General features: G+C 43.0%; 7 protein-coding genes. All 7 read right to left on the reverse strand.

Annotated elements, in window-relative coordinates:
- Complete coding sequence (locus U0033_RS04170; RefSeq protein WP_083571755.1) at nt 1-8283, reverse strand: RHS repeat protein; 8283 nt, start codon at nt 8281-8283, stop codon at nt 1-3.
- A gap of 4 nt (nt 8284-8287) precedes the next feature.
- Nucleotides 8288-9895 carry a hypothetical protein gene (locus U0033_RS04175; RefSeq protein WP_143150868.1) on the reverse strand — a complete coding sequence of 536 codons (1608 nt, stop codon included), beginning with the start codon at nt 9893-9895 and terminating at the stop codon, nt 8288-8290.
- Nucleotides 9896-9924: 29 nt separating this feature from the next.
- The gene (locus U0033_RS04180) at nt 9925-16740 is read right to left on the reverse strand and encodes a DUF5977 domain-containing protein (RefSeq protein ID WP_083571756.1); all 6816 of its coding nucleotides are present in this window, start codon (nt 16738-16740) and stop codon (nt 9925-9927) included.
- A 36-nt stretch (nt 16741-16776) separates the two neighbouring features.
- Nucleotides 16777-17514 carry a hypothetical protein gene (locus tag U0033_RS04185; RefSeq protein ID WP_143150869.1) on the reverse strand — a complete coding sequence of 246 codons (738 nt, stop codon included), beginning with the start codon at nt 17512-17514 and terminating at the stop codon, nt 16777-16779.
- A complete protein-coding gene (locus U0033_RS04190; protein WP_072364179.1) occupies nt 17511-18593 on the reverse strand; it encodes a hypothetical protein in 1083 nt (360 codons plus the stop codon). Before U0033_RS04190 ends, U0033_RS04185 begins: the two co-directional genes overlap by 4 nt.
- Nucleotides 18594-20960: a hypothetical protein gene (locus U0033_RS04195; protein WP_143150870.1), complete on the reverse strand. Its 2367-nt coding sequence runs from the start codon at nt 20958-20960 to the stop codon at nt 18594-18596. It lies immediately after the preceding gene.
- Between the two features lie 682 nt (nt 20961-21642).
- Nucleotides 21643-21813, reverse strand: a complete 171-nt coding sequence (locus U0033_RS04200) for a hypothetical protein (protein ID WP_177318688.1) — start codon at nt 21811-21813, stop codon at nt 21643-21645.
- Nucleotides 21814-21840 lie beyond the last annotated feature (27 nt).

A 21840-nucleotide genomic window follows, 5' to 3' on the forward strand; every position in this document is an offset into this window, starting at 1 on the left:
CTATTTAGTTGGTGTTGCTAATTTATTAAGCGCCTCGACTATTTCTTTCCCTTTAAACATATACTCATTGTTGACAGTACCGGAAATAGTATGTATTCCTGTTTTTAGCTCTAATTCTCCGGACATCTCTAATAATTTAATTGAAATTTTGCTTATTTGATATTGCATAACCTGTCCTCCATTTTTAACATAGGTGAGTGCTACTTTAGGATCCTCTGTCAGAAAAATAATAGTTCCACCTGTCTCGGATCCTGTTGTGCCCCTATAAAGTGTTTTTACCACATCATACTCATCTTTAGGCTTCATCATTTCCAAATAACGGGTAACTTTATTGACAATGGGTGCTGCCTTTTTAATAGCTGGAGTGGCATTAAGTATATATTTTCCTATTGTGCCTTCAAATATTGCCTCATAAGGAATCATTGGCACCACCATGTCAAGTACTTGTCCTGCTGGCGTAGTAGAGTTAGGTTGTGATGCTGTAGGTTGACTTGGATCAAAAGTTATCATTGACCATATAAAATAAAGAGAATTAATAGCCTCTTTAAACGAGGATGTGCTTTTCTTCTCAACATTATTTTTATTCTCTTTTTTATATAATTTATTGTTGGCTCCTTGAATTACAGCCTTTTGGGGAACTATCATTCCTGCATCAACAGCTTTTTGCGCCTCTTCAGGGTTTTTCCAAGGCCCATTGGCAACCTCTCCTTGTTCTCCCTTTTTATTTGTTACTTTCCATTCTTCCGCTCCATCTAAATCTATTGCTTGTAATGGTGTATTACCTGCAAATTGATACGGAGTATAATGTGGATATAACATAGTCAATGGATCCACACTCAAAAACTTCCCTATCCTCGGATCATACACCCTCATCCCATAATCCTGCTCATTCCCCTCTCCCTTCACCTCACCATCATTCTCCTTCCCATTAAACCCATACCTATACCCCTTCCCATCAATCCCATAGCTCACCCCACTCTCCGTTCCCGGATCTGCCATTGCCTGATCCACAATAACCGTCGTAAAACTATCCTCATCCGCACTAATAAACCCATCCACAAAATCAATGACTTCCTTAGCCATATAAACTCCAGGCGTATTCCCCGCCCGCTGATTCACCACCAACGTAGCCGGAATCGTATCCCCACCTACAATCACCGTACTTCCCGCTACATTCTTCCCCACACCAATACGACCTCCTCTTCCAGGCATCAGCATCCCAAATGGATAATACTCCTGCGCAGAATTAATAACAGGATTGTAAGAATCTATGGTAGCATTATTCACCGATACCCCCACTTTCCTATCCGAAACCGTCGCCAGCACATTCCCCAAATGATTCGTTAACTCAAAGAACTTCTTCCCTCTTGTAAATGTAATATTTTCTCCAAATCCCAGGCCTATCATATTAGTCTTTGGCGCCGGTGTTGGATCCTGCACATTCGTCGCCAGCGTAGTCATACCTAAACGGCTGGAACCAAACAAATTAACCTCTATCTGGCTAAGTTGCCCTTTATTAACTGAGGTATCACGATACGCATATGTACTCAGTATATTCCCCGTTGCATCACGTACATAAAACGTCTGAACCGTATCTTTCGCCTTACTGATCACCGACTTGCTAATCCGGTTGCCTGCTGCATCATAAGCATAAATAATTGACGTCGTATCATGCTTATATATCCGGGCTATCTTGCCATACACATTCCACTTTATGCTATCCACCCCGGCACGAACATCAGATACCATATTACCAATACTATCGTACCGATAATTATCCACCTGTTGATTATCTATATCATTTCCATAATTCCCTCCTTTCACCAAATCAGTCACATAAGATAGCTTATTTGTGCCAGGCCGGTAATGATAGGTCAGACTATCCATCCCTATTGAAGAACCTGCAAATGTCTTATTCCCATTACGAATATAACTAAGGATATTACCATTTGGATCATAAGTAATCACCTCTTTAAAATCCGGCACCGACCCAAAACCATTCGTCCATGAGTTTTGTAAAGTATCTAATCCTTTTGCAGGTACCAAAGCGGTCAACCGGTTCAGCACATCATAGGAATACCTATATTCCAGTGGCGTACCAAGCGTTGATACACTCTGGCTGATCGCGGATATGTTCCCATTAAATAACGGACTATTGCTAACCGCCGCCGCAAATGGCTTAATAGCCGCACTTACCGGTGTATAATCCCTGTTATCAAAGTAATGAATCGCAAACCCAAATGCATCCTTCGCTACCTGGCTACCATTCTTTCCATCCCCTCCCATATCGAATGATGGCCTGAGCACCGTACTGTTAATCCCTTTCAACCAGCCCTGTAAAGTGTAGGCATAATCTATCCCCTGTACCTGCTGCTGCCCTATCACTGCACGCGCCAGTGGTCCATGCTTATAGTATTCATAATAGGCATCATTCTCCCAATAAATACTATCATGACTGGTTTCTACATTCGTCAAACGGTTCTCTGCATCATAACGGTAGCGATGATAAAATGCATCCTTCTTGCCTGGCTGATACGCTACATAATTCACCTTGCCACTGATCAAATCATAGCCATAATTAATCGTCTTAAAGCGGTTCCCATTTATTAGCATATTTCCATGCCTGAAGTCCTGTAATAAAGACTTCACATTACCATGGATATCATAACTATAAAATATACCACTTGCATAATCCAGTCCATTCGCCGTACTCAAAGCCGCCGCATTGTCAAAAATTGCCGTCCAGGAAACCCGGTTCCTTAGATTATCCTGGTTCAATATTGTATCAGATGCATAATAGGCGATATCATACACTGTTTTTGTAATGTCCGTACGCGTAGCTGCCGCCGCATTGAACCAGCTGGCCAGACTTTGCTCATTCCGGCTGATCGTGCTGGTCATTGCTGTCGCACTGCTTAATTCCCCTACTTCAACTACTCTTCCCAGTGCATCATAGTTGGTATAACTATAGTTCTTTGTTAAAGCCTGTTTTGCATTCTGGGAAACAACCACCCTACCTAACTTATCATACCAGTAATTACTGATACTATCATCCGGTGTTTTCTTTGAAAGGACCTGGTTCAGCGTATTATACCTGTACTCTGTCGCCATCTGGTGACCCGGCGTCCAGCTTGTACCAGCTTTCCTCGCTGCTGCCAACTTTGCTTTCCATGCTGCACTCCGGTCAATCGCCACACCCGCAGGCGGAACAGTTCTTGTTAAATTGCCTGCCTGGTCATAATAATACAATGTATACTGGTATTCACTCGTACTATACCCCAGCGTATATAATTCCCTTTGCCCGCCAGCAATCGCCGTATCCCGATAAATCTTATCAAAATTATTCCTTAGCGAATCCCTGTAAGCATTGTATATCTCATACCCTTTGCTATACACAAAAAATGCACTATCAGAACAATTACTGATCAGATCAGGTACTGAAGCAAAGACAGCTGATTCCTTGCCACATAACATCGGACCATTCGTCGGTTCAAATCCAGGATCACAGATCCCGGGGAAATTCCCACAAACTTTATAATATGCCGCGTTTACATCACTCGTTTTCCCGGTATTTCCTGTCCTTTCATTATAATATGCCGTAAACTCTTCGCAACGACTGGCTGTATAAGTAACTGTCAAATATGCCGGTGTCGCTGCAGCCGAATCCGTCTTGCCCCAAAAGACAATATTCTTATAACTGCTTGTATCTTCATTGCTTAGTCTAAATATCAGCCCCTGGTTATTGTACCCGATAAACCTGCCAAACACATCTTTGACCAGTTCTGTACATGGCTGGTTAATATAATTACTATTACTATACCCAACCGGGAACGCGCCTACTGCCAATCGGTTTTTTGCCGTTGAACCTGCCCCTTTTGCCCAGACACTTACATTCGCCAACGCTGAATCTGTAGCCCGTTCAAAATAAGCGTAAATCAAGCCTCCTGACCCATTCCTATGCGCATTAGATGCATTTCCGGAGGATAGATCGAACTGTGAAGCTCTACTTATAACACCTCCGGAAGAAATAAGATCCTGGCCAACCCTGGCATATAAACTTATTGAAGCAGAACTAATTAACGCATCTCTCGCAATAATAGCCCAGTTAAAGTTTAAGTTATCTCTCAATACGCTCTTCGTTCCACCTTCAAGCACTATTCCTGCCGCTAATGAACTAGTTGAACTAAACGCGGTCGAACCATCATTTAGTAAATGCGTCACTGATGTCAGTGGTATCTTTTTAGTGACCGCAAAGTAATCTCCCTGTGAAACAGGATGTAATGCTTTGAAATCTGCCAGGATCTGCTGATAATTCTGGCAACTTACTGAGACATTATTCTGAGTTCCGACCGGATATGTATTCCTTGCGGAACCATAACTATTCATCTCCATCGTATCCGCACCACACGTTTCCATAAATTCCAGGTACTCCCAATAGTGCTTTTTGAATCCTAACCTTACATTCATATAGTTTTCAAACAACTGGTTCTTCAGCAGCTGCACACTATCGTCTGATTTTTTAGGCTCATAGCCCGGGTATTTGCCATTGTACTCCCTGTTCAATATGCCTATCGCGGAACAAGTCACACAAGAGCTTCCTGAATTACACTGCATAGCAGGAGGGATCGTAACAGGGTTGGCAAGACTTACACAAGTACCTCCTCCATTACAGGAGTTTAATAATAATTCCAGATCAGCCTGTGACATGCTGATACCTTTTGTACGTTTCAGGTAAGCAGCAAAGGAAGTATCTTTAACATCGGAGCTGCTATTGTTTACATACTCACTTTGTAAAGAATTCAGTTTTGTACACAGGCAGGTATCCGGTTTGCTATATATGGTAACATCAAATAAAGGCGCCGGCTGGTCATAAGGAGCTGGTGCTGTGATCAGGTAGGCGTTACAACTATAGGCAACAGCATTTTTCCTTGATTTATAATATTCATCCAGTACTGCCTGGAAACTCCTATACTTATAAGTACTTGCAGGGGCTACTGAACTAGCGCCAAGTGGATGATTATCATCTGATCCCTGTTTACATACCTCCACCAGTCTTGGAATGATCGTATCAGTCAAAGCCAATGAATCAATACAAGGAGACAATTTACCAATCCAATCAGCAATATATGCCCTACAGTTCTGTGCATATAAAGTATCCTTCTCTGCACGAATAGCTGTTTTAGCCTTTGCGGTATCAGTACCAAGGTAAGAGGGGCCCTTGCTGGCAAGTACTTTGGATGCTGTATTAAAAACAGTCTGGAACCCAGCATTCATCAATTCATCTGATGATACCTTTTTAATACCAGAACAGTTTGCTGCGTCAATTTCCGCATCAATCAGGTTGTGCTTTGCAGTCAGATACATTTCTCTGAACGTGCGCCATGCCATATCATAATCAGGTGAACAGGTCAATCCACCAAATGCCTGCTGAGGCGTTTTATTTGCACTAATACAAGATCCATCTTCAGGACATTTCAGGCGAACAACAGCCATTGTGTAAATGCTGGCACCCGTAGATTTGTCCGGGTAACTGGCCATTACCTGCTTCAGCGCGTTTGCAATTTTGGTATTTTGAGTAATTGGGTCTGCTTTGGCAGCTACTGTTGTAAAATAATTGTATGTCGCATCTCCCAAAGGATTCAAATAACCTGCATTGTCTGCCTGATAATAAAGTTCCGTTTTAGAAAACTTATCATCCCAATCATAACTATCCTTAAACTTCAAATAGGCCAGGTATCTACAATATTCAGGGTGATATTTCAACAGTGCATTTGCCCAGGAAGGTTTGAACTTAGCACCAAACTGTTCTACTGTAAGTTTCTGAGGGATCACCCATGCCCCACTCTTTTCATCATACACCGTATCTCTCTTACCATTTGCATCCAGGTATACAAGCAAAGAATCCTGATAGGGAACCTGTTTTGTATTAGGAACGCCATCAGTATAAAAAATAGAATATATACTCAGGTTATCCGGCATTGCATACTGTCCGGATGGCGGAGTCACATCCTGCAATAGCTGTTTCAACACATCTGTAGACTGTGCAACACTGTCACATAAGGCATTGCAGGCATCCACCGCCACACTATAAGCTGCCCATGCAGCACCCCGACTGGCAGCTGTATCCCTCACCTGATTCACGCTCATATAATTCGCCCTGTAGTTATCCCAGGTACCTATCTTCACCAAACAAGCCTGACAGGAGGGTAAACATTCTGTTGTAGACTGCAGATATCTCTGATCATTAACAAAATCATTCAGGGTCTTACAGAGCCTGGTCATGAAAATACTATCCCGATAATAAGCCAGTGCATCACTGTTTACTACCAATCGCTTGGTGATCTGATAATTGCCTCTTTTTAACTGTATTGAAAAAGAAGTATCAATGTTCTTTGCTTTAATATTAGCTAATGGATCGATACCAGGCGTATAATTACGTAATACCCTCACATAAGGTAAACTATCAGGCAAACTTGAATTATTCACATCATCTGTAATAGTTATTTCCAGGTCATACAACACCGGGAACTTAATAACGGGGCCTGTCGGGCAAGTTTGCAATTTTACAGATGGTGTGTCCAGCTTGTAGCGGAAAGTATACAACCCTTCTATAGGCACCAGCTGGCTCTGGGTATTTTCCAATGTCAGATCTTTGATCACATTACGACCTGGCCCAGACAATGTATCAATATAGGAAAGCCCTGTCACACCGGGTAATCCATTTAAATTTGCGCTATCCGCCTTTCCTGCCAAAGCTGTTGCGATTGTACGACCATGCATATCTACATATGTCACAGCAATCTGACCATTCGCATCCCGAACAGAATTTTTAAAATAGTGTGTTTTCTCCCCTACATCTGTACCAAATAAAAGATCAAGTTCTTCCTGAGCAGGACTGCCATACATAAAACGGGTCTCATGATTACTACCCAATTTAAATACTTCTCCTACCCCACTCTGCCTGCTGATCCTGCCCGTGTTATCCTGTGTATACTCTGTCTGGGCAAAAGCATATCCATTCGCATTTGGCAGGAAACGATTCGCCCTGGTGGCAGTATCAGGATTGTTAGGAGAATAATACAAATTGGCGCCTGACAAAGATGACATCGCAGGTACACCAACTGTCATCGAATCATACTGGCTTTTATCATATTCAGCCCCGTTAGCCGCATTATTAAATTCTTTAAAATATTTTACAGCATTCACCAATGTAGGCGCTGGCATTACCTGAATTGCAGGGCGACCCTGGTAATCATACATGGTCTCTGCTACAACCGCTGTGTGGGTGATATTATCTTTGGTAACTGTTTGCCGGCTATGTAAACTACCATCAAAATAATTGACCACCACTTTTCGCTTGCCTTCTTCTGCAAAGTTGATAGCTGATTGCCAGTTAAGTTTACGTTCATGACCATTAAAGTCATACCGGCCCAATCCGTCCGGGTATTTTGAGCTCCACGCTGTTTCTATCCGCACGTTGCCGGTTCTTTCCTGCACGGACCTTACCCTATAAAAGACAACGCCTCGTGCATCGAATATAAGCGGGATATTATAGGTGTGCCCAGTGATGGTTACACGGGTGGCATTGTTACGGAACAGTGCTTCTGTGTCTAGCGGTGTACCATATCTGTACAATGCAGTGCTGTCAATATATGTCCATTCCAGGTCATAAACATCGGCTCCTTCCGCGGGCTCCCAACTCACCTCCAACTCGTCACCACCCTCAGTTAATCCCTTCGTCGTCAGGATCTTAATGGCATCCGTATATTCCATTTTATAGGTCAGCTTCAGATACATTTCGTTTTCCAGTGTCAATGCAGGCAGAATATCTTTTGCTGCGTTCACATTCACACTCAGTACTTCAACCTTTACCTGGTGAGAATTATTGAATACAAAACTGGATCTGCTGGTATAAGCATCAGTTGCGGTATAATTGATGGCCAGTGTTTGTGAAATCGTATCCGTTGTTGTGTCAGACGTAGCATAAGTGATCCTGACTTTTACAGAAGCAGTAAATGTTGCAGGCAGGCTCAGTCTTGAGTATTCATTGATCTTTAAGGTAATAACATTCTTTACACTATAGGGTGTTTCCAGTTTCGGATGTTTAATCGGATTAAAATAAGTATCATCCGTTACCGTAACTGTATTATTCACAGCTATCTTATTGCTGTCAAGTGAAGATCCGATGACCTGCACTGATTGGGCATGGCTGTTCATCGCTGTTACCAGCAATAATAACAACACATAAAAGATACCTGTATATTTCTTCAATAGTTGTCGCATAGGGCTATTCTTTTAACAGGGCGCTCCTGCTTTCTGAAATTGTTTTAATACCTCTTTCTGTTTCTTTCTTCTGGCGGACCAATGTACCGTCATCATCATATTCAAAGAGGGTTGCATAATTGTTTTCATCCAGTTCTGCCATCAGTCTCAGATTGCCAGGATCGTACACATAGGATCTCATGTTCGCATTGTAGGGGTGTATGCGAAGATCATCCAGGAATACAGTGGTATTATTCAGGGATTCCAGGTAAATCGATAACATCGTACTGCCCGCCGGAAGAGTAACAATCTGTTCATAACGCTGCCAGCCTTCAATGATAGCACCGCTTGGTTTGGCGGCTACTGTATCTGTTTTGGCAGCTCCTTTCACGAAGATGCTAAGCCGGTTGTGAACATAGGTTTCACCTGTCAATTTTTGTCCTTCCTTTATCCAGCAACTCACGACGATCTGTTTTCCTGCTATGGGAGAAAATACAGGTAACAGTGCATTCTGTGTAGCCCTGATACTTTTTAATACAGTGCTTGCATTTGTACAAAGATTATTGCCCGTATTGAAGCTGAGGCTCATAGATGTGGTATCTGCCTGTACAATTGTGGCGCTGATACCTGCTACTGAGCCTCCGGGTATACGCAGGCTATACCTGCCTGTATGTGCAGTATCCTTTACTATCCAGGATTTGAATCCGGAAAAGTCAAGGTTTCTACCGGTACTACAGCCTTCATCCTTACAGGCTGGCAGCCCATAATAATAGTCTTCAAAGCCTTCATAAGTGGCCTCTCTGTAATGCGCATTTTGCGTTGCGGCGATAATCATGGCATCCTGATAACCGTATAGTCCGGCGGTGTATCTGTTTAAAGGATCTTTCGTTTCGAGTTCGAGCCCTTTTTTATTGTAGAGTGTAGTTTGGCTATTCCAGATCCAGCGGGTTGTATCCTGTCGTGCTGTCCATTTTTTGTTGACAGCTTGCCAAAATGGGGCAAAGTCTGCTATGGTACCTCCGGATCTGACGGCGACTTGTGCGGTTGTTTGTGTTTCAGCACGATTGCCATAATAAATATAGCTTTTGGAAGGGCGCCAGTTACCGGCCAGTCCAAATGTATAGAGGTTTACACTGGTATCGGTGACAGCACTATAACAGAGCGCTGAAGCCTGCACTGTACAGGTATAACAATTGCCGATGGACAGCGTGGCAGTTGCACTACTGCCAGATACCTGATAGGTGACTTTATCACCGGTGCCGGAGCAGGGGTTGCTAACGAGATTTCTGAAGTTAATCGCGCTGCTGGCAGCGATATTGACTTCACAATCACCGATCCTGGAAGTATACCCCGCCATGGTAGAATCTTTCGATGTGGCGTAGAAATACTTATTGATGTTCTTTCTTAAGATGGGACATCTTGTGTAAGAGACATCGTAACCGGCAAGTCTTGCATCTCTTAATAGAGATGCAAGTGTAATATGATCCGTCTCTGGTGTGTAGAGGCGGTTATATTTGATCAGGTAGTCGAACATTGGCTTGAGGCATTCGCAGGTGCAGGTACTTTGTCCGTACACGTTAGCTCCAGCTAATATTAAACAGGTATAGATGAGTATAAGGATATATCGTTTCATATGTTTTATCAGGAGGGTTAGATGTTCAATTAAGGATTCCAGACTTCAATGGTCAGTGGCGGACCACTTATGTGCCATGTTCTTCCAGTACCAGGACCATAAGTTTGCGTTGGACCTCCATTAAAAGAGACATTTGAAGTACCTGACATTGTTATAAGAGTAATATCCCACATTCCTTGATCCAGGGGAACAGTCAGCTGCTCTCCGTCAAAAGTCAACGTATGCGATGTACCTCCTAATTTTTGGTAAATAAGAAGACTATGTGCTGACCCCTTGCCTGCTTTTTCTTTTATTATTAAATGCGTTCCATCAAGACAGGTACCCTGTGCATTTGCCGTTTTCTGCAAACTACTTTCGATATAATCTCTTGCTTTAGCATTTGCATCCGCTACTGAGACATAAGAATAGGCAGAATTTGCTGGTACATCGACTAAAACTGTTGATCCAAATAATCCGGAAGGACAGTCATTTTTTATCACCTCAGCAGTAAATTGAGTACTATAAAATCTTTTATGCATTGACACAGCAACATTTATTGGTGTTCTGGTCACAAATGTTTCATCAGTACTATTGTTCAATGTATGTTGAGCAGAGTCTTTCGTAAAGGCATAGCAGATTTCCATCGCCTTCATATGCAAGGTGTAATTACCTTCAGGGATCGCCCTGCAAATGGGGAAGTTAGTAGGTACTAAAACCTCTGTACCAGCTATTCCATAAGATATTCCTGTTGCATCGTTTGTAGCGATAATCGCGAATGGCGGCATCTCATCAGTATCCGGCTTCATATCTACATAGAAATTACATGTCAGACAGTTGCCATTCGCATTGGCATATGCTTGTCCATTCGCAGCTGTATCAGCAGCAGCTAAATCATCGGCCTGTTGCTGGCTGAGTTCCCGATACTTGCCATATTTTACAGCATATATCGTCGTATCAGGTATCGTTCCTGCCTGGCAATTATTCTTTACATAAGCTCTGCTAATAGCCCTATTTGGATACAAACAAGGGCTAAACCGGGCAGCATAATCAGGACCCAATGAATCCAATGCCTTTTTAGCAGCATCATTTGCAGCTTGCTGACTTAAAGTAGAGGAGTACATATCCCGATCAATATGATAATACACCAGATCTCCAATCATACCACCAGAACAGGTTGCGCTATACCAACCACCAATACTATCATTACCATAGATATGATCCCCGCAGGCCTCCCCTGTCACATAATCCGCATAAGACTGCGTTATACAATTCTTTACTGAATCTGTCTTCTTCTTATCTGCCACCTTCCAGAACTGACTATACTCTATTGCATTTGCATTTAATACTTTGGAGTTAGCATCTATGACTAGTATACTATCCTTATAAACGGGATTTTTCAACATGGCCATTTCTCCGGCTATTGCTGCCATATTTCTCCTGCCGGAACGCAACACCTTCATCGTCACCCTGCTACCTGTAAACGCTGCGCCCTCTTTATTTACAAAATACAGATCCGGTGTACCCCCGCTTATCGCGTTGGCATCCACCACGTAGATTCGGCTCAATCCAGCCCAGGTAGCTATTTCAGGATTACAATCAGTACCTCCCGTTTTCTGACGGTTATATACCAGTACCTCATCACCAGCTGAAAAATATTCCCTGAGCGTCAAATCATCTAATCCGGATATGACCTTACCTTCACTGATAGTCACATTTTCTGCTACCGCCCCTATATTTTTATAAGCGCCACTCATCCCTTCATACACCCAGCCAGCAGGAACAGAAAAATGAAACACGGAATCATTAAATTCATTTTGCGTGCTGGTTAATACAACGTCGCCTGTCTCTCCATCGTACAGCAAATTCTTTGTTACGACACGACTCCCTTTGTCTATTACGACTACACTATCCAACAGTCCATGCCTGTTTACCACCTTCGTTGTACCCAATAAACGCAGGATGGTTTCCTCCCGCTGCGCAAAATTCAGCAAACTAGGAATGATGGCAGGAAGTGTACCCCAATTAAACATATCAGAGTTCACATTCATATTATAAGCATTGGTTACTGACCGCTGCTGACGCATACTCATCATGATCTCCACATCTTTACCAACCGATGCATTTGGATCAATATCCCCTTTGTCATTGATCACCTTCACTGTATTATTCAGATGTTTGACTGTTGCTGTCTGATCATCTACGTGATAATAGTTCTCGGTATAGGATACAGGGTGATCCGGATCAGATTCATTATAATAAGCCTGAGATTTCAGCTTACCATTCATATCATTTAGCTCTACTTTAAAGCCCTGGCTGATCGCCATAAAATGCTTTGCATTTATCTTCAACAGGTTGCCCAATGTTGGTTTGAATCGCTTTTTATTGTCTGCGATCGGGGTCATATCTGTGAGTGTGGGAAAATCGTAACTTGTATAGAAACAGTTTTCCGTATATCCATTGGCAGATCTTGTTTTCTTCGTATTTAAAGACCTTACCCTCACCTTACTATAACCCACAGTCGCAGCAGGGAAAAAAGTCTCTCCAAGTGGTTTCTCGACATAGCCACTGCTTACAGGAGCCAGTACCGCGGCCTGTTCCTTATATTGGATAGGTAACTTCCATGGGTTTTCCTCACTACCAATGTTCGGTTCCCAGCTAGCCACACCACTACTGATGGTTTCTGTATTTCCGGCGATAGTCCTGCTAGTGGTGTAAATATATTCCTGCCCGTACACAGCCTCCTTCCGGTTTACCATTTTATTCCAGTTGTCATAGACGGCCACTCTTTTTACACGCAGGCCACCTCCATATTTTTTATAATACGGATTAGCCAGGCGGATATAAGACCTGGTAGTATCAAAGGATTTTACCCATCCTTTCATTCTCACATCTGTATCGAAACCGGTAAACATCTCTTTCAGATTCGTCACCTGGGATAAAAGCATTTTTGCACCATCTAAAGGGGATAGGTCATCTCCTGTCTGGGAACCAGGATAGGCTTTGGAGGGTAAATTCAATCGCAGATACTGCGTGGCAGCTTTAGCGATCGGGTTATAACCATCAGACACCACTTCTCCGGCGTTGTTCACTGTCTGTAGTTTTAGCCAGATATAAAATGAAGAGCCCTTCTGGTAGAAGCCGTAATTACCTGGTTCCATCGTAGCATACCCAGTTACGTATTCACTACCACTTCCGAATTTATCTGAAGGCATCTTTACAAATACCTTGAAGAACATGGTATCCATTCCCTGCAGGTAACGCTCGTACAACTCTCTGTTGCTACTCACCGCATAGGGTACACTTATTCCTACATACGTATAGTCATTTGCGGATCTGTACAATTCGTTATTCAGTACAGTCGCAGCGTTTGGTTGTGAAGCACTGAAACCTGCAATACGGAACATTTGGGCTGCCCGTTTGTTCTGCACAAATGCGTAGTCATCACTTTCGTAGTCCACCTTTATGACTGCACCAGAAGGTAATGTAATCTCATTCATCGTCCAGGCTGCAGCATTTTCAGCAGCCAGAGAACTGTCTTGCAATGCATAAGGATAGTCAGCATTATTGATGATGTTATTTACCGCAGAACCCGGATTTTGAGAAGGATCTTTGTAGTTCCCCCAACGATCGTAATAATTGGTTTTATAACTGGGATTCTTTGTAGTATAGTTAAATACATAGGCATTTTTGTCCTTACGCTGGTTGCCATTATAGGTAAACCATACTTTTTTAAGCGTTAGTTTGCCTACTGTCATATCAGGCCCGGCACCAATACAAAGTGAAGTGTCATAATCAAAATGCGCTGTTTTAATAGCCAGTGCATTGGTTCCACTCCTTTGGAAATCAGATTTGGAATAAAGTGCTATTGAATCCAATCTTTTAAATTGGCCAATCGCCTGAAAATCCCCATTCTCCTCCATACCGGGCAAATCCTTGCGATTACTTATCCAAAAGATAGCAATCATATTTTTTGACTCAATAGAATTCAGGTACCACAATTCCTTCTCCCCATACAGGTAACTTCCCTTATCATCCCTGTTATCCGTCCTTAAGCCCTGGTTGTAATTTGCATAACCACTATAAGGGATACGCCATCTGTTAGGATTTTTAACTCCTGCAATTTTGGTGTAGTTAAACCTGATCGCATCTCCCGGATCATCAGAAGTAATACCATCACCGGTAAGATCCACATAATCAGGAGACAGGATACCTGAGAGCAGGAAGGAATGTGGGTACGCAGGCATTACCTCTTTGCTGAAAAACTGTTCATTACCCGATTTATTCCCGGTAGTATTATCCTTACCATTTTCAAATTTGACCAATCCTGTTAGCGCATTACCACCGTCCGGATTTACAGAAAAAGTCAGATCTTTCTGTAATAAATTATACACCGGTATTCCATATACATAACGACGACCATCCGCATTCAACACATCTATCTCAGAAATATGATTGCTCTTGCGAAAACTATTCACACGTTTTTCTCTCGTGATCAAATTGTCCGGACTCACGAGGAAGGTGTCTTTTTTTGATGGCAGGTATAAATTCAGCTTTGGAATTGCATGCGTGGCCTGACCTGCAAATCTCCATTGCAGACGGGCGATGGCCTTTTCATTCTTCTGAAAATATTCCATCTTTATATTGTACATCTCTCCTGCTACCAGGTTAAGCGCTGCGGTGTCTTCAAAATCTGCCGGCTTGCCTCTCCAGTTATCTATTACCAGGGAATCATTGATATACAAGCGGATACCATCATCCGTTCTGGTAGAAAATACATACCTTCCTGTCACATCAATCTTTAATCTCCCGGTCCAGCGGATGGAGAAATCTGACTTCATCAGATTAAGTCCTTTCGGAACAAGGTTTATCTCATTGTAGGACCCAAAATTGACAATGGTATCCGTTCTGTTAAACTCATATTTATTAAAATTACGACCACTGTAATAATCCCCACTCAGTCCCGGAAAATCCAGATCTGCGGTATACGCGATATCGCAGCTTTGAAGCGGAAATTTATTCTCATGGTAGTTGTCAATATATTTAGACAGCCCTGCTGTGCCTGCCTCCTCTGCTGTCAGAAAAGAAATAATCTGTGTACGCTTATCACGTATAGCCCTGCCCGAAGACACCCCTTTTACTTTGACAGAATCATATACTTTAAATCCTCTGTATCTATCCAATGTATTGTAGGCGTAGATATCCGGATCACTATTCCCGGATTGGTACAATCTGGTGGCGACTACTTCATCTCCGCCTAATGCTTTCTGCCAGTTCTTATCATTTACCGCCGTTTCACCCGGGTTTCTGAAGTAGGCCGCTTCATACAATCCCTTTGAACTTTTAAAGCCTGTAGAATCACCCATCATATTCAAATCCGTCCAGGGTCCATTTTCAGTATTGGCATTGACGAGATTAAAATCTACCCCAAGGTGAACGGATTGCCCCAAACCCAAATCAAGACTTCCACTGATAGACTTACTTTTCGTCTTCATCTGGTGGTCATGAACATGGCCAATATCGCTCCTGTATGCCCGGAACATACCGCCAGTTCCTTCACCGGAAATAGAGAATACATCGTAGGTATAGATAGGAATACCAATGGTAGGGATTACCGGCTTTTCCCGGTAAGACATCTCCTTTTCAATATTATAATCCAGTAAGGATGCCGGTTTACCGTTCGCATTCTGGTAATTCAGATAGCCAAAGGCCGGCAAAACAAGCAGGGTATCAGCACCTTCCAGTTCCTGGCGGGTATGGTTATAGCCAGCCACAACGTATGGATCATAACCATATTTTTCAAACCCTACTTTTACATTGCAGCTATAAGCAATACCTGTAGTCGGGAAAGTGATGGTAGGCGTATATGCCTGATGGGCAAAGGATATACCTGACTCAAATGCACCACTGGTAGATTTCTCCTTCACCTTATTATACCACCGGTCTCCAACAGAGAACTGCATATCTTTCAACCCGGCACGGGTATTATAGGAACCTGCCACAGATGCTGTGAGTGATGCGCCCGAATTTTTATGTTCATAATCGTGCCCTCTATATATATAAGATAAGGACGAACCTAGTGAAAGACCATCTGTTGAGCTATTCGTCAGCGATAGCGCGCCGGTAAATCCATGATCAGATAATTTAGATCCTGCATTCAGAGAAGGAGATATTGAAGATTCTATTCCATATCCCCTGTAATTATTATAAGTAAAGGCAACTCCAAATTTTAAATTTCCAATTGCAGAATCATTGCCTGCTTCTCTGGCCGTGGGGCTGGGCGTACCAAATAACTCAAAACCTGCACCCAGGGTTGCCCCCCAGGATACGGATGGTTTCGAATGCTGCACTTTACTGATGCTGTCTGCACCATTAAATTCATCTGGCAATCCACGCATGTTACGTGTAATACTACCTGGATTGATATTCCAGCCCAGTCCTACCCAGCTGGGCTCCTGGTCCATGGAAATACCACTGTTATATCCGAGCGCAATGGGATAACCGCCTACGTCCATCAAAGGGATCTTGTAAGAGAAATCACCAGAAAAAAGGTCTACCATATTCTCTCCGTTCACAGATGTGAATGTCTGTGTTTCGGGTTGTCCGGGACCACCTCGATCCTCCGGTTGAGGAGGATCTATTTTTTTGTCCGATTGAATATTTATCCGGTGATGCGGGGTTAATATGACCTTTCCCGGTCTTAGATTTCCATATGCCTTTGCTGCGGGAACAGACACGATTATACTGACGGCAGACCCGCCTTTCACAGCTGCCAGTGCATTCATAGGTAGCACCGTTTCAATGTAAAGCAAAGCCAGCATGACAATTGCAAATGTCTTTTTCCCCCTCGCAGCGAATTCCAATATCATGATTGATTATTTATATCTTAGGTATAAGTGTTAGATTTACAGATCAGGTGAGCCAACAAAAATATTATAGTCCTGATACGCTGGAGTCACTTTCAATACATCGCCTTCTCTATAAAAAAATTCTTTCTCATCGTAACGGCTTTTATTAGCAGCAATCTCCTTATAGTTATACAGGTTCGTTTTTACCAATGCATATTCTTCGTACCCTACCGGCAATTCGTCGCCCTGATTATCCGCGCTAATCAGCATTGTTGTCTTCAGTACATAATTCATCGATATCACCCTTTGTGAGACGGTATCAATCACTATGGACATTTTTTTGCATGGCCCATTAGCAGGAAAAGTGACGTCGATAATTGTGTTTTTCTGCTGATAGCTAAATGAGCTGCCAGTGGCGGCTTCTAACAAGGAATAAATGGTCGCCAGTGGATCAACAGGAGAAGCTGCCTTACTATTTTTAGCCAGGTACATGAGTTTATCTTCTTTGAAGAGCACAATATTATAGATACCATTATGGATCGTCTCTGTATGATCCAGTAAGCACCTGTAATTTTCTCCATTCATTTCCACCTTTCCCTGCAAACTATCAAGCAACTTGTATGGCGTATGCTCATTGGAATAAGTATATTTCAAGTCAAAACTGACTGGCTGTTGCAGACTTTTCGCCTGTACACGGCGTAACATATTCAGTGCTTTTTTAATTGCTGTTGTATCCTTGGCATGTGAGGAAATAACAACAGTCATCCCGATAATTAGTGCTAATAAAGACCTCATTTATAAACAAATTTTATCTGCCAGTTTTCATTCCTGCTATTTTTTAAACGAAACAGGTACGACCGACCATTCGCAAGGCTTAATTTCGTCAATGGTATATTGATATTGTTCATCCCTGGTTCCACCGGAAGGCTGGCAGATTTGACTATACTTCGGGCTGCATCTAAGCTGATGATCTCGTATACTATCTTCGCATCTCCGGCATCATTATTATACCCAACCTGCAATGCCCCCGAAAAGGCCACAACAGATCCATCCAACTCCCTTTTCAACTGCACGTAAGTATCCTCGCTTACCACTGTATTCTCTTTAGCTACCCCCTTCACCCTAAACCCCCAGATCTCCGCCTGCGCCGCAAACTGCGTATTATTCCTCGCTACTACCGTCCAGGCATAACTCTTCGCCGTATCCAATGCAATCGCTGAAACCGGGTAATTCAAAAACTGATCCTTCAAATGACCTGTACGATATACCGGGATATTCACCTGCATCGCCTCTGCCTCTGACTGCCCCTTCCTGACTTCTACAATTGTAAAATCATAATTCAGATCACTAAAAATTGTAACCGGTGCCGGCGGGATCCACGTAAACTGTGGCAAATTCCCCTCCACCACACTCTGATCAGCAGGATTATTCAATAAGGGCGGACTTACCGGTTCCACTGCAAATGGCAGACAATCTTCCGCTATCAGCGAAGACGCATCGCCAGACAGCAGGAATACACTGTAACATGCTGTGTATGTACCAGCCATCAGCAAGCCATTGACATTTCTATCGGAGGTATGCGACAGGTATTCATAGTCGATAGGCGATACATCCGCTACCTGCAATTGTTTGGCTCCCCTGGATAATGAAATAATGCGACTGGCGCCTGTCAGCACAGGTTGATTGGTCTGTGAATCTGTTATGCGCAATTCAACACGCACTCTTATCGGTGATGCAGCGCCAGATACCAGTAAGATATTCCACAGCTGCGCTTTTTGCATGACACCTGTCGGGGGTAACTGTACCGTCATATTTACCTGGGCGCTTGCCTGAAGAGATAGCAACATCAGCGCTATCAGGATAAAACGTCTCATTTAAAATGTTTTTGTATAGGTAATTCGTCCTGTATTATTTGAAACCAGCCGCCTTTCAGCACCCGGGATAAATCCTTTATCTGCCATGAGCTCTATCTGGCCCATATATGGAATGGCTACACGCATTGTACCGGTATATCCCACATTCCTCAGCTCATAGACTGTCTGGTAACTATATTTTATGCCTCCGCCAATGTCCAGCCAGCTTTTAACTTTATACAATACATTCCCGTCTCCCCCATACAGATCGTAATCGCCATTCATTGCAGCCTGACCGGTGCCCTGTATGGTAAATTTGCCCAGGAACATGGTATGATTTAATAGCAGGTTCTTTGTATTGTAGTACACAAAACTGCTGTCGTCCTGCTTGTTATAAAAGCGGGTATAAGACAACATGGTATTCATCATCACATGATGTACTTTATAAAAATGACTCAGGGTGCCGACCATCGTGTAGAAAGTACTTTCCATATATGTACCATCACTCAGTTTCGTCAGCTGAGAGCTGGGATAATACCCCACACTCAATACCGGATAGTGCTTAATCCTCAACGTAGCCTGGATGCTTTTAAAGATGGTATTGCTTTTATAATCTGCCTGCTGATACTGACTGGTGTAATCATTTCGACGAACAGATGCGGTGACTAACAACTGTTGTTTAAAGAAAGGCTGGTCTACACGCACTGTCCATGCAATTTGCTTTGAGCCGGTAGTATACAAACTGAAGGATTGAAAGCCGGCTCCCATTACCTTGTATACAGCTGCGAGTTTAGTACCTGTCTGGGTAATCAGGGAATTTGCGCTCATCGACCAGGCTTCATTGCTGTGATCAATCATACTCAACATACTGTGCCCAGATTGCTGGTAATAAGGGTAGGACGACTTCGCGATCTCCCCTGTCATATAGGTGTTCTTTGCGATCTGCCAGCGACCCTCCAGGGCCAGGCCCTGGATATGATAGTTAGGTTTACTGGCACTATCTGCGCTTGCATTCAGGTTATACAGCTGTTTTTTACCCATGTAATAAGTAAAGAACAGGTGATTGCCTTCTTTCATCCCATAGCCGCCTCTTATCAATGCCAGGTACTGACTGGGCGCACCGCTATTTACCACGTAGTTTCTAAAGCGATAGTCAATAGTACCGGCGGCAACAGCTACATAATAAGAGGGGTTAAACTCTGCCTGCACCCCCGTAATGCTGATGCCTTTGGCTGTTAATTCAGAGTAGTCGGCCAGGGTACGGCCAAGACCTATGGAGCGTATAGCCAACAGGGTTTTATAGCCTTTCGGCAATACTGTGTCCGGCAGGTTCAGTTCGTTGAGGTGCTGGTTCAGCTCCTGGTTATTCTTACTGCTCATCAGTTTTTCAATGATATTCCCTTTGAGGTTGGCCATTTGCGCTTCATGAACGTGATAGGTGCTATCCATGATCCGCAGGCGCTCCTGCAGGGTGTCTAACTGGTGCTGGCGGGCAGCATAATAGTTTTCAAAACTGGTATCGGCAGGAGGATGGTTTACCGTTGAGTCCCTGAGATGACCTTTGTAACGAAGGAGGATGTCCAGTGAGGGCATTTCAGGCAGGGATGGAATGCCTGGCATTGAGGGCTTCCCCGGCTTTGATGAAATATCCCCCATTGATGGCATCGCCGGCCGCCGGAAGAGCGAGTCGAAGCCTATGCCTGGCAAGGTGTCTTTCCGGCCATAGAGTTTTCGTTCTTTGGCTTCCACGAGGCGTTGCAACTGCGCTGGTGAAGACAACCAGTCCTTCAATTGATAAAACTCCAGGGATTTTGCGTTCAGTCTATTTTTTTCCAGTTGCAAGCGTTGCAGTTCACCGACCTGGTAACCATCCCAATTTTGTAGTTTATCGTACAACAGGTTCTTGAAATCCCTGTTGGTGTACTGCATATTGATGCCGGTGATATCCCGGAATAGCGTTGAATTCCCCCTGGCAGTGGTAAATGCAACACGCACAGGATATTGCTCCCTGATGGTCAGATCGAGATAAGTCTGAACAGTATGCTGGTAAATATCTTTCTGCTGGTAAGGGGTATCAAGTCCGGACTGGTAGTAATAATCATACATCACATTCCCGTGCACCTTCAGGAAAGGCTTGCGGGCCGGGTAGGGTCGCCTGGCTGTATCATAGCGCTGATTGGCATGTAGTGGCAGCAGGTTAATATTACCAGCTGTGTCAATAGCTAACAAATAAGACACTTCTCCGGATGATTGCCGGATACCACGGGGAAAGGCTACGATTGGCCCCTTACCCGGGGCACCGGGCAATGAGGTACTACGCTGCAACTGAGCATAGGTGAGCAGGCTTCCTGCCGTAAGGAAAAATAATATAAGGTATAGAGATTTCAATTGGCTATTTAAACAAGTGTAACCCGGTATACGAGGATATAATTATCAATGCTATCTCGACTGGGTATAACTATGACATAGGTATTATTTTGGATTAAAAAACGGGTGTGTTACTTCACAAACTGATAATTTTAGAATAAAGCTAGAGAATAATCAAGTGCTACCAAAATTGCCAGCATGATATTTTTAATGATTGAGACAATCATTAGCTTATCGATGATTCGCTTTATTAAAGCCAGACAACATTCCCCTATTGAAGATTATTTTTGAATTTTCCTGGCCGCCTATACCAAACATTGATGCATTATCTACACTGGAAGAATAGGTACGGGTACCTAAATACGTTCATCTGCCAGAAAGGTTGCCATATTACAGTGAAAGAATCGATGAAAATAGCGTATGGTCCCCCATTCCACCTAAACAATTATTGGTTCCTGACAAAAACAGTTTCAAAATTCAGAACATTATAAAATTGAATTAACCGCTACATTCAGAGGAATATCGAGACTTAATAATCATCATTCATAGTATTATATTGGATAAATTCATTTGATCTTACTATAAATAGAGATAAGGGTTACTTCATTATCTTGAACCGTTATACGAAATAGCGATTAACATACTAAAAAACCGGTGCTACAAATTTAGGGGTATTAGAATAATTTCCAAATTAACTTTCTTTTTAATAATAATGATTAATATCAGTGTGAAAATCTGCACCTCCTTCCTGTGGATGATTCAATTCCGGGCACCAGCCAAAATTGCCAAAAGAAAATGTATTGCTTTTGCGGGTCACCGCCACAATCACCAGGAACAATAATAACAGCCTTAAGTTTAGAAGCAAATCCGTCATTGGTGACTTCATGTGGGCTAGCAGAAG

The sequence above is a fragment of the Chitinophaga sancti genome (assembly GCF_034424315.1).
Classification (GTDB): Bacteria; Bacteroidota; Bacteroidia; order Chitinophagales; family Chitinophagaceae; genus Chitinophaga; species Chitinophaga sancti.

Bases quoted from the DNA above. Each gene is read 5' to 3' on its own strand.
- U0033_RS04175 (WP_143150868.1), bottom strand. From the start codon at position 9,895: ATGAAACGATATATCCTTATACTCATCTATACCTGTTTAATATTAGCT.
- U0033_RS04200 (WP_177318688.1), bottom strand. From the start codon at position 21,813: ATGACGGATTTGCTTCTAAACTTAAGGCTGTTATTATTGTTCCTGGTG.
- U0033_RS04190 (WP_072364179.1), bottom strand. From the start codon at position 18,593: ATGAGACGTTTTATCCTGATAGCGCTGATGTTGCTATCTCTTCAGGCA.
- U0033_RS04170 (WP_083571755.1), bottom strand. From the start codon at position 8,283: ATGCGACAACTATTGAAGAAATATACAGGTATCTTTTATGTGTTGTTA.
- U0033_RS04185 (WP_143150869.1), bottom strand. From the start codon at position 17,514: ATGAGGTCTTTATTAGCACTAATTATCGGGATGACTGTTGTTATTTCC.
- U0033_RS04180 (WP_083571756.1), bottom strand. From the start codon at position 16,740: ATGATATTGGAATTCGCTGCGAGGGGGAAAAAGACATTTGCAATTGTC.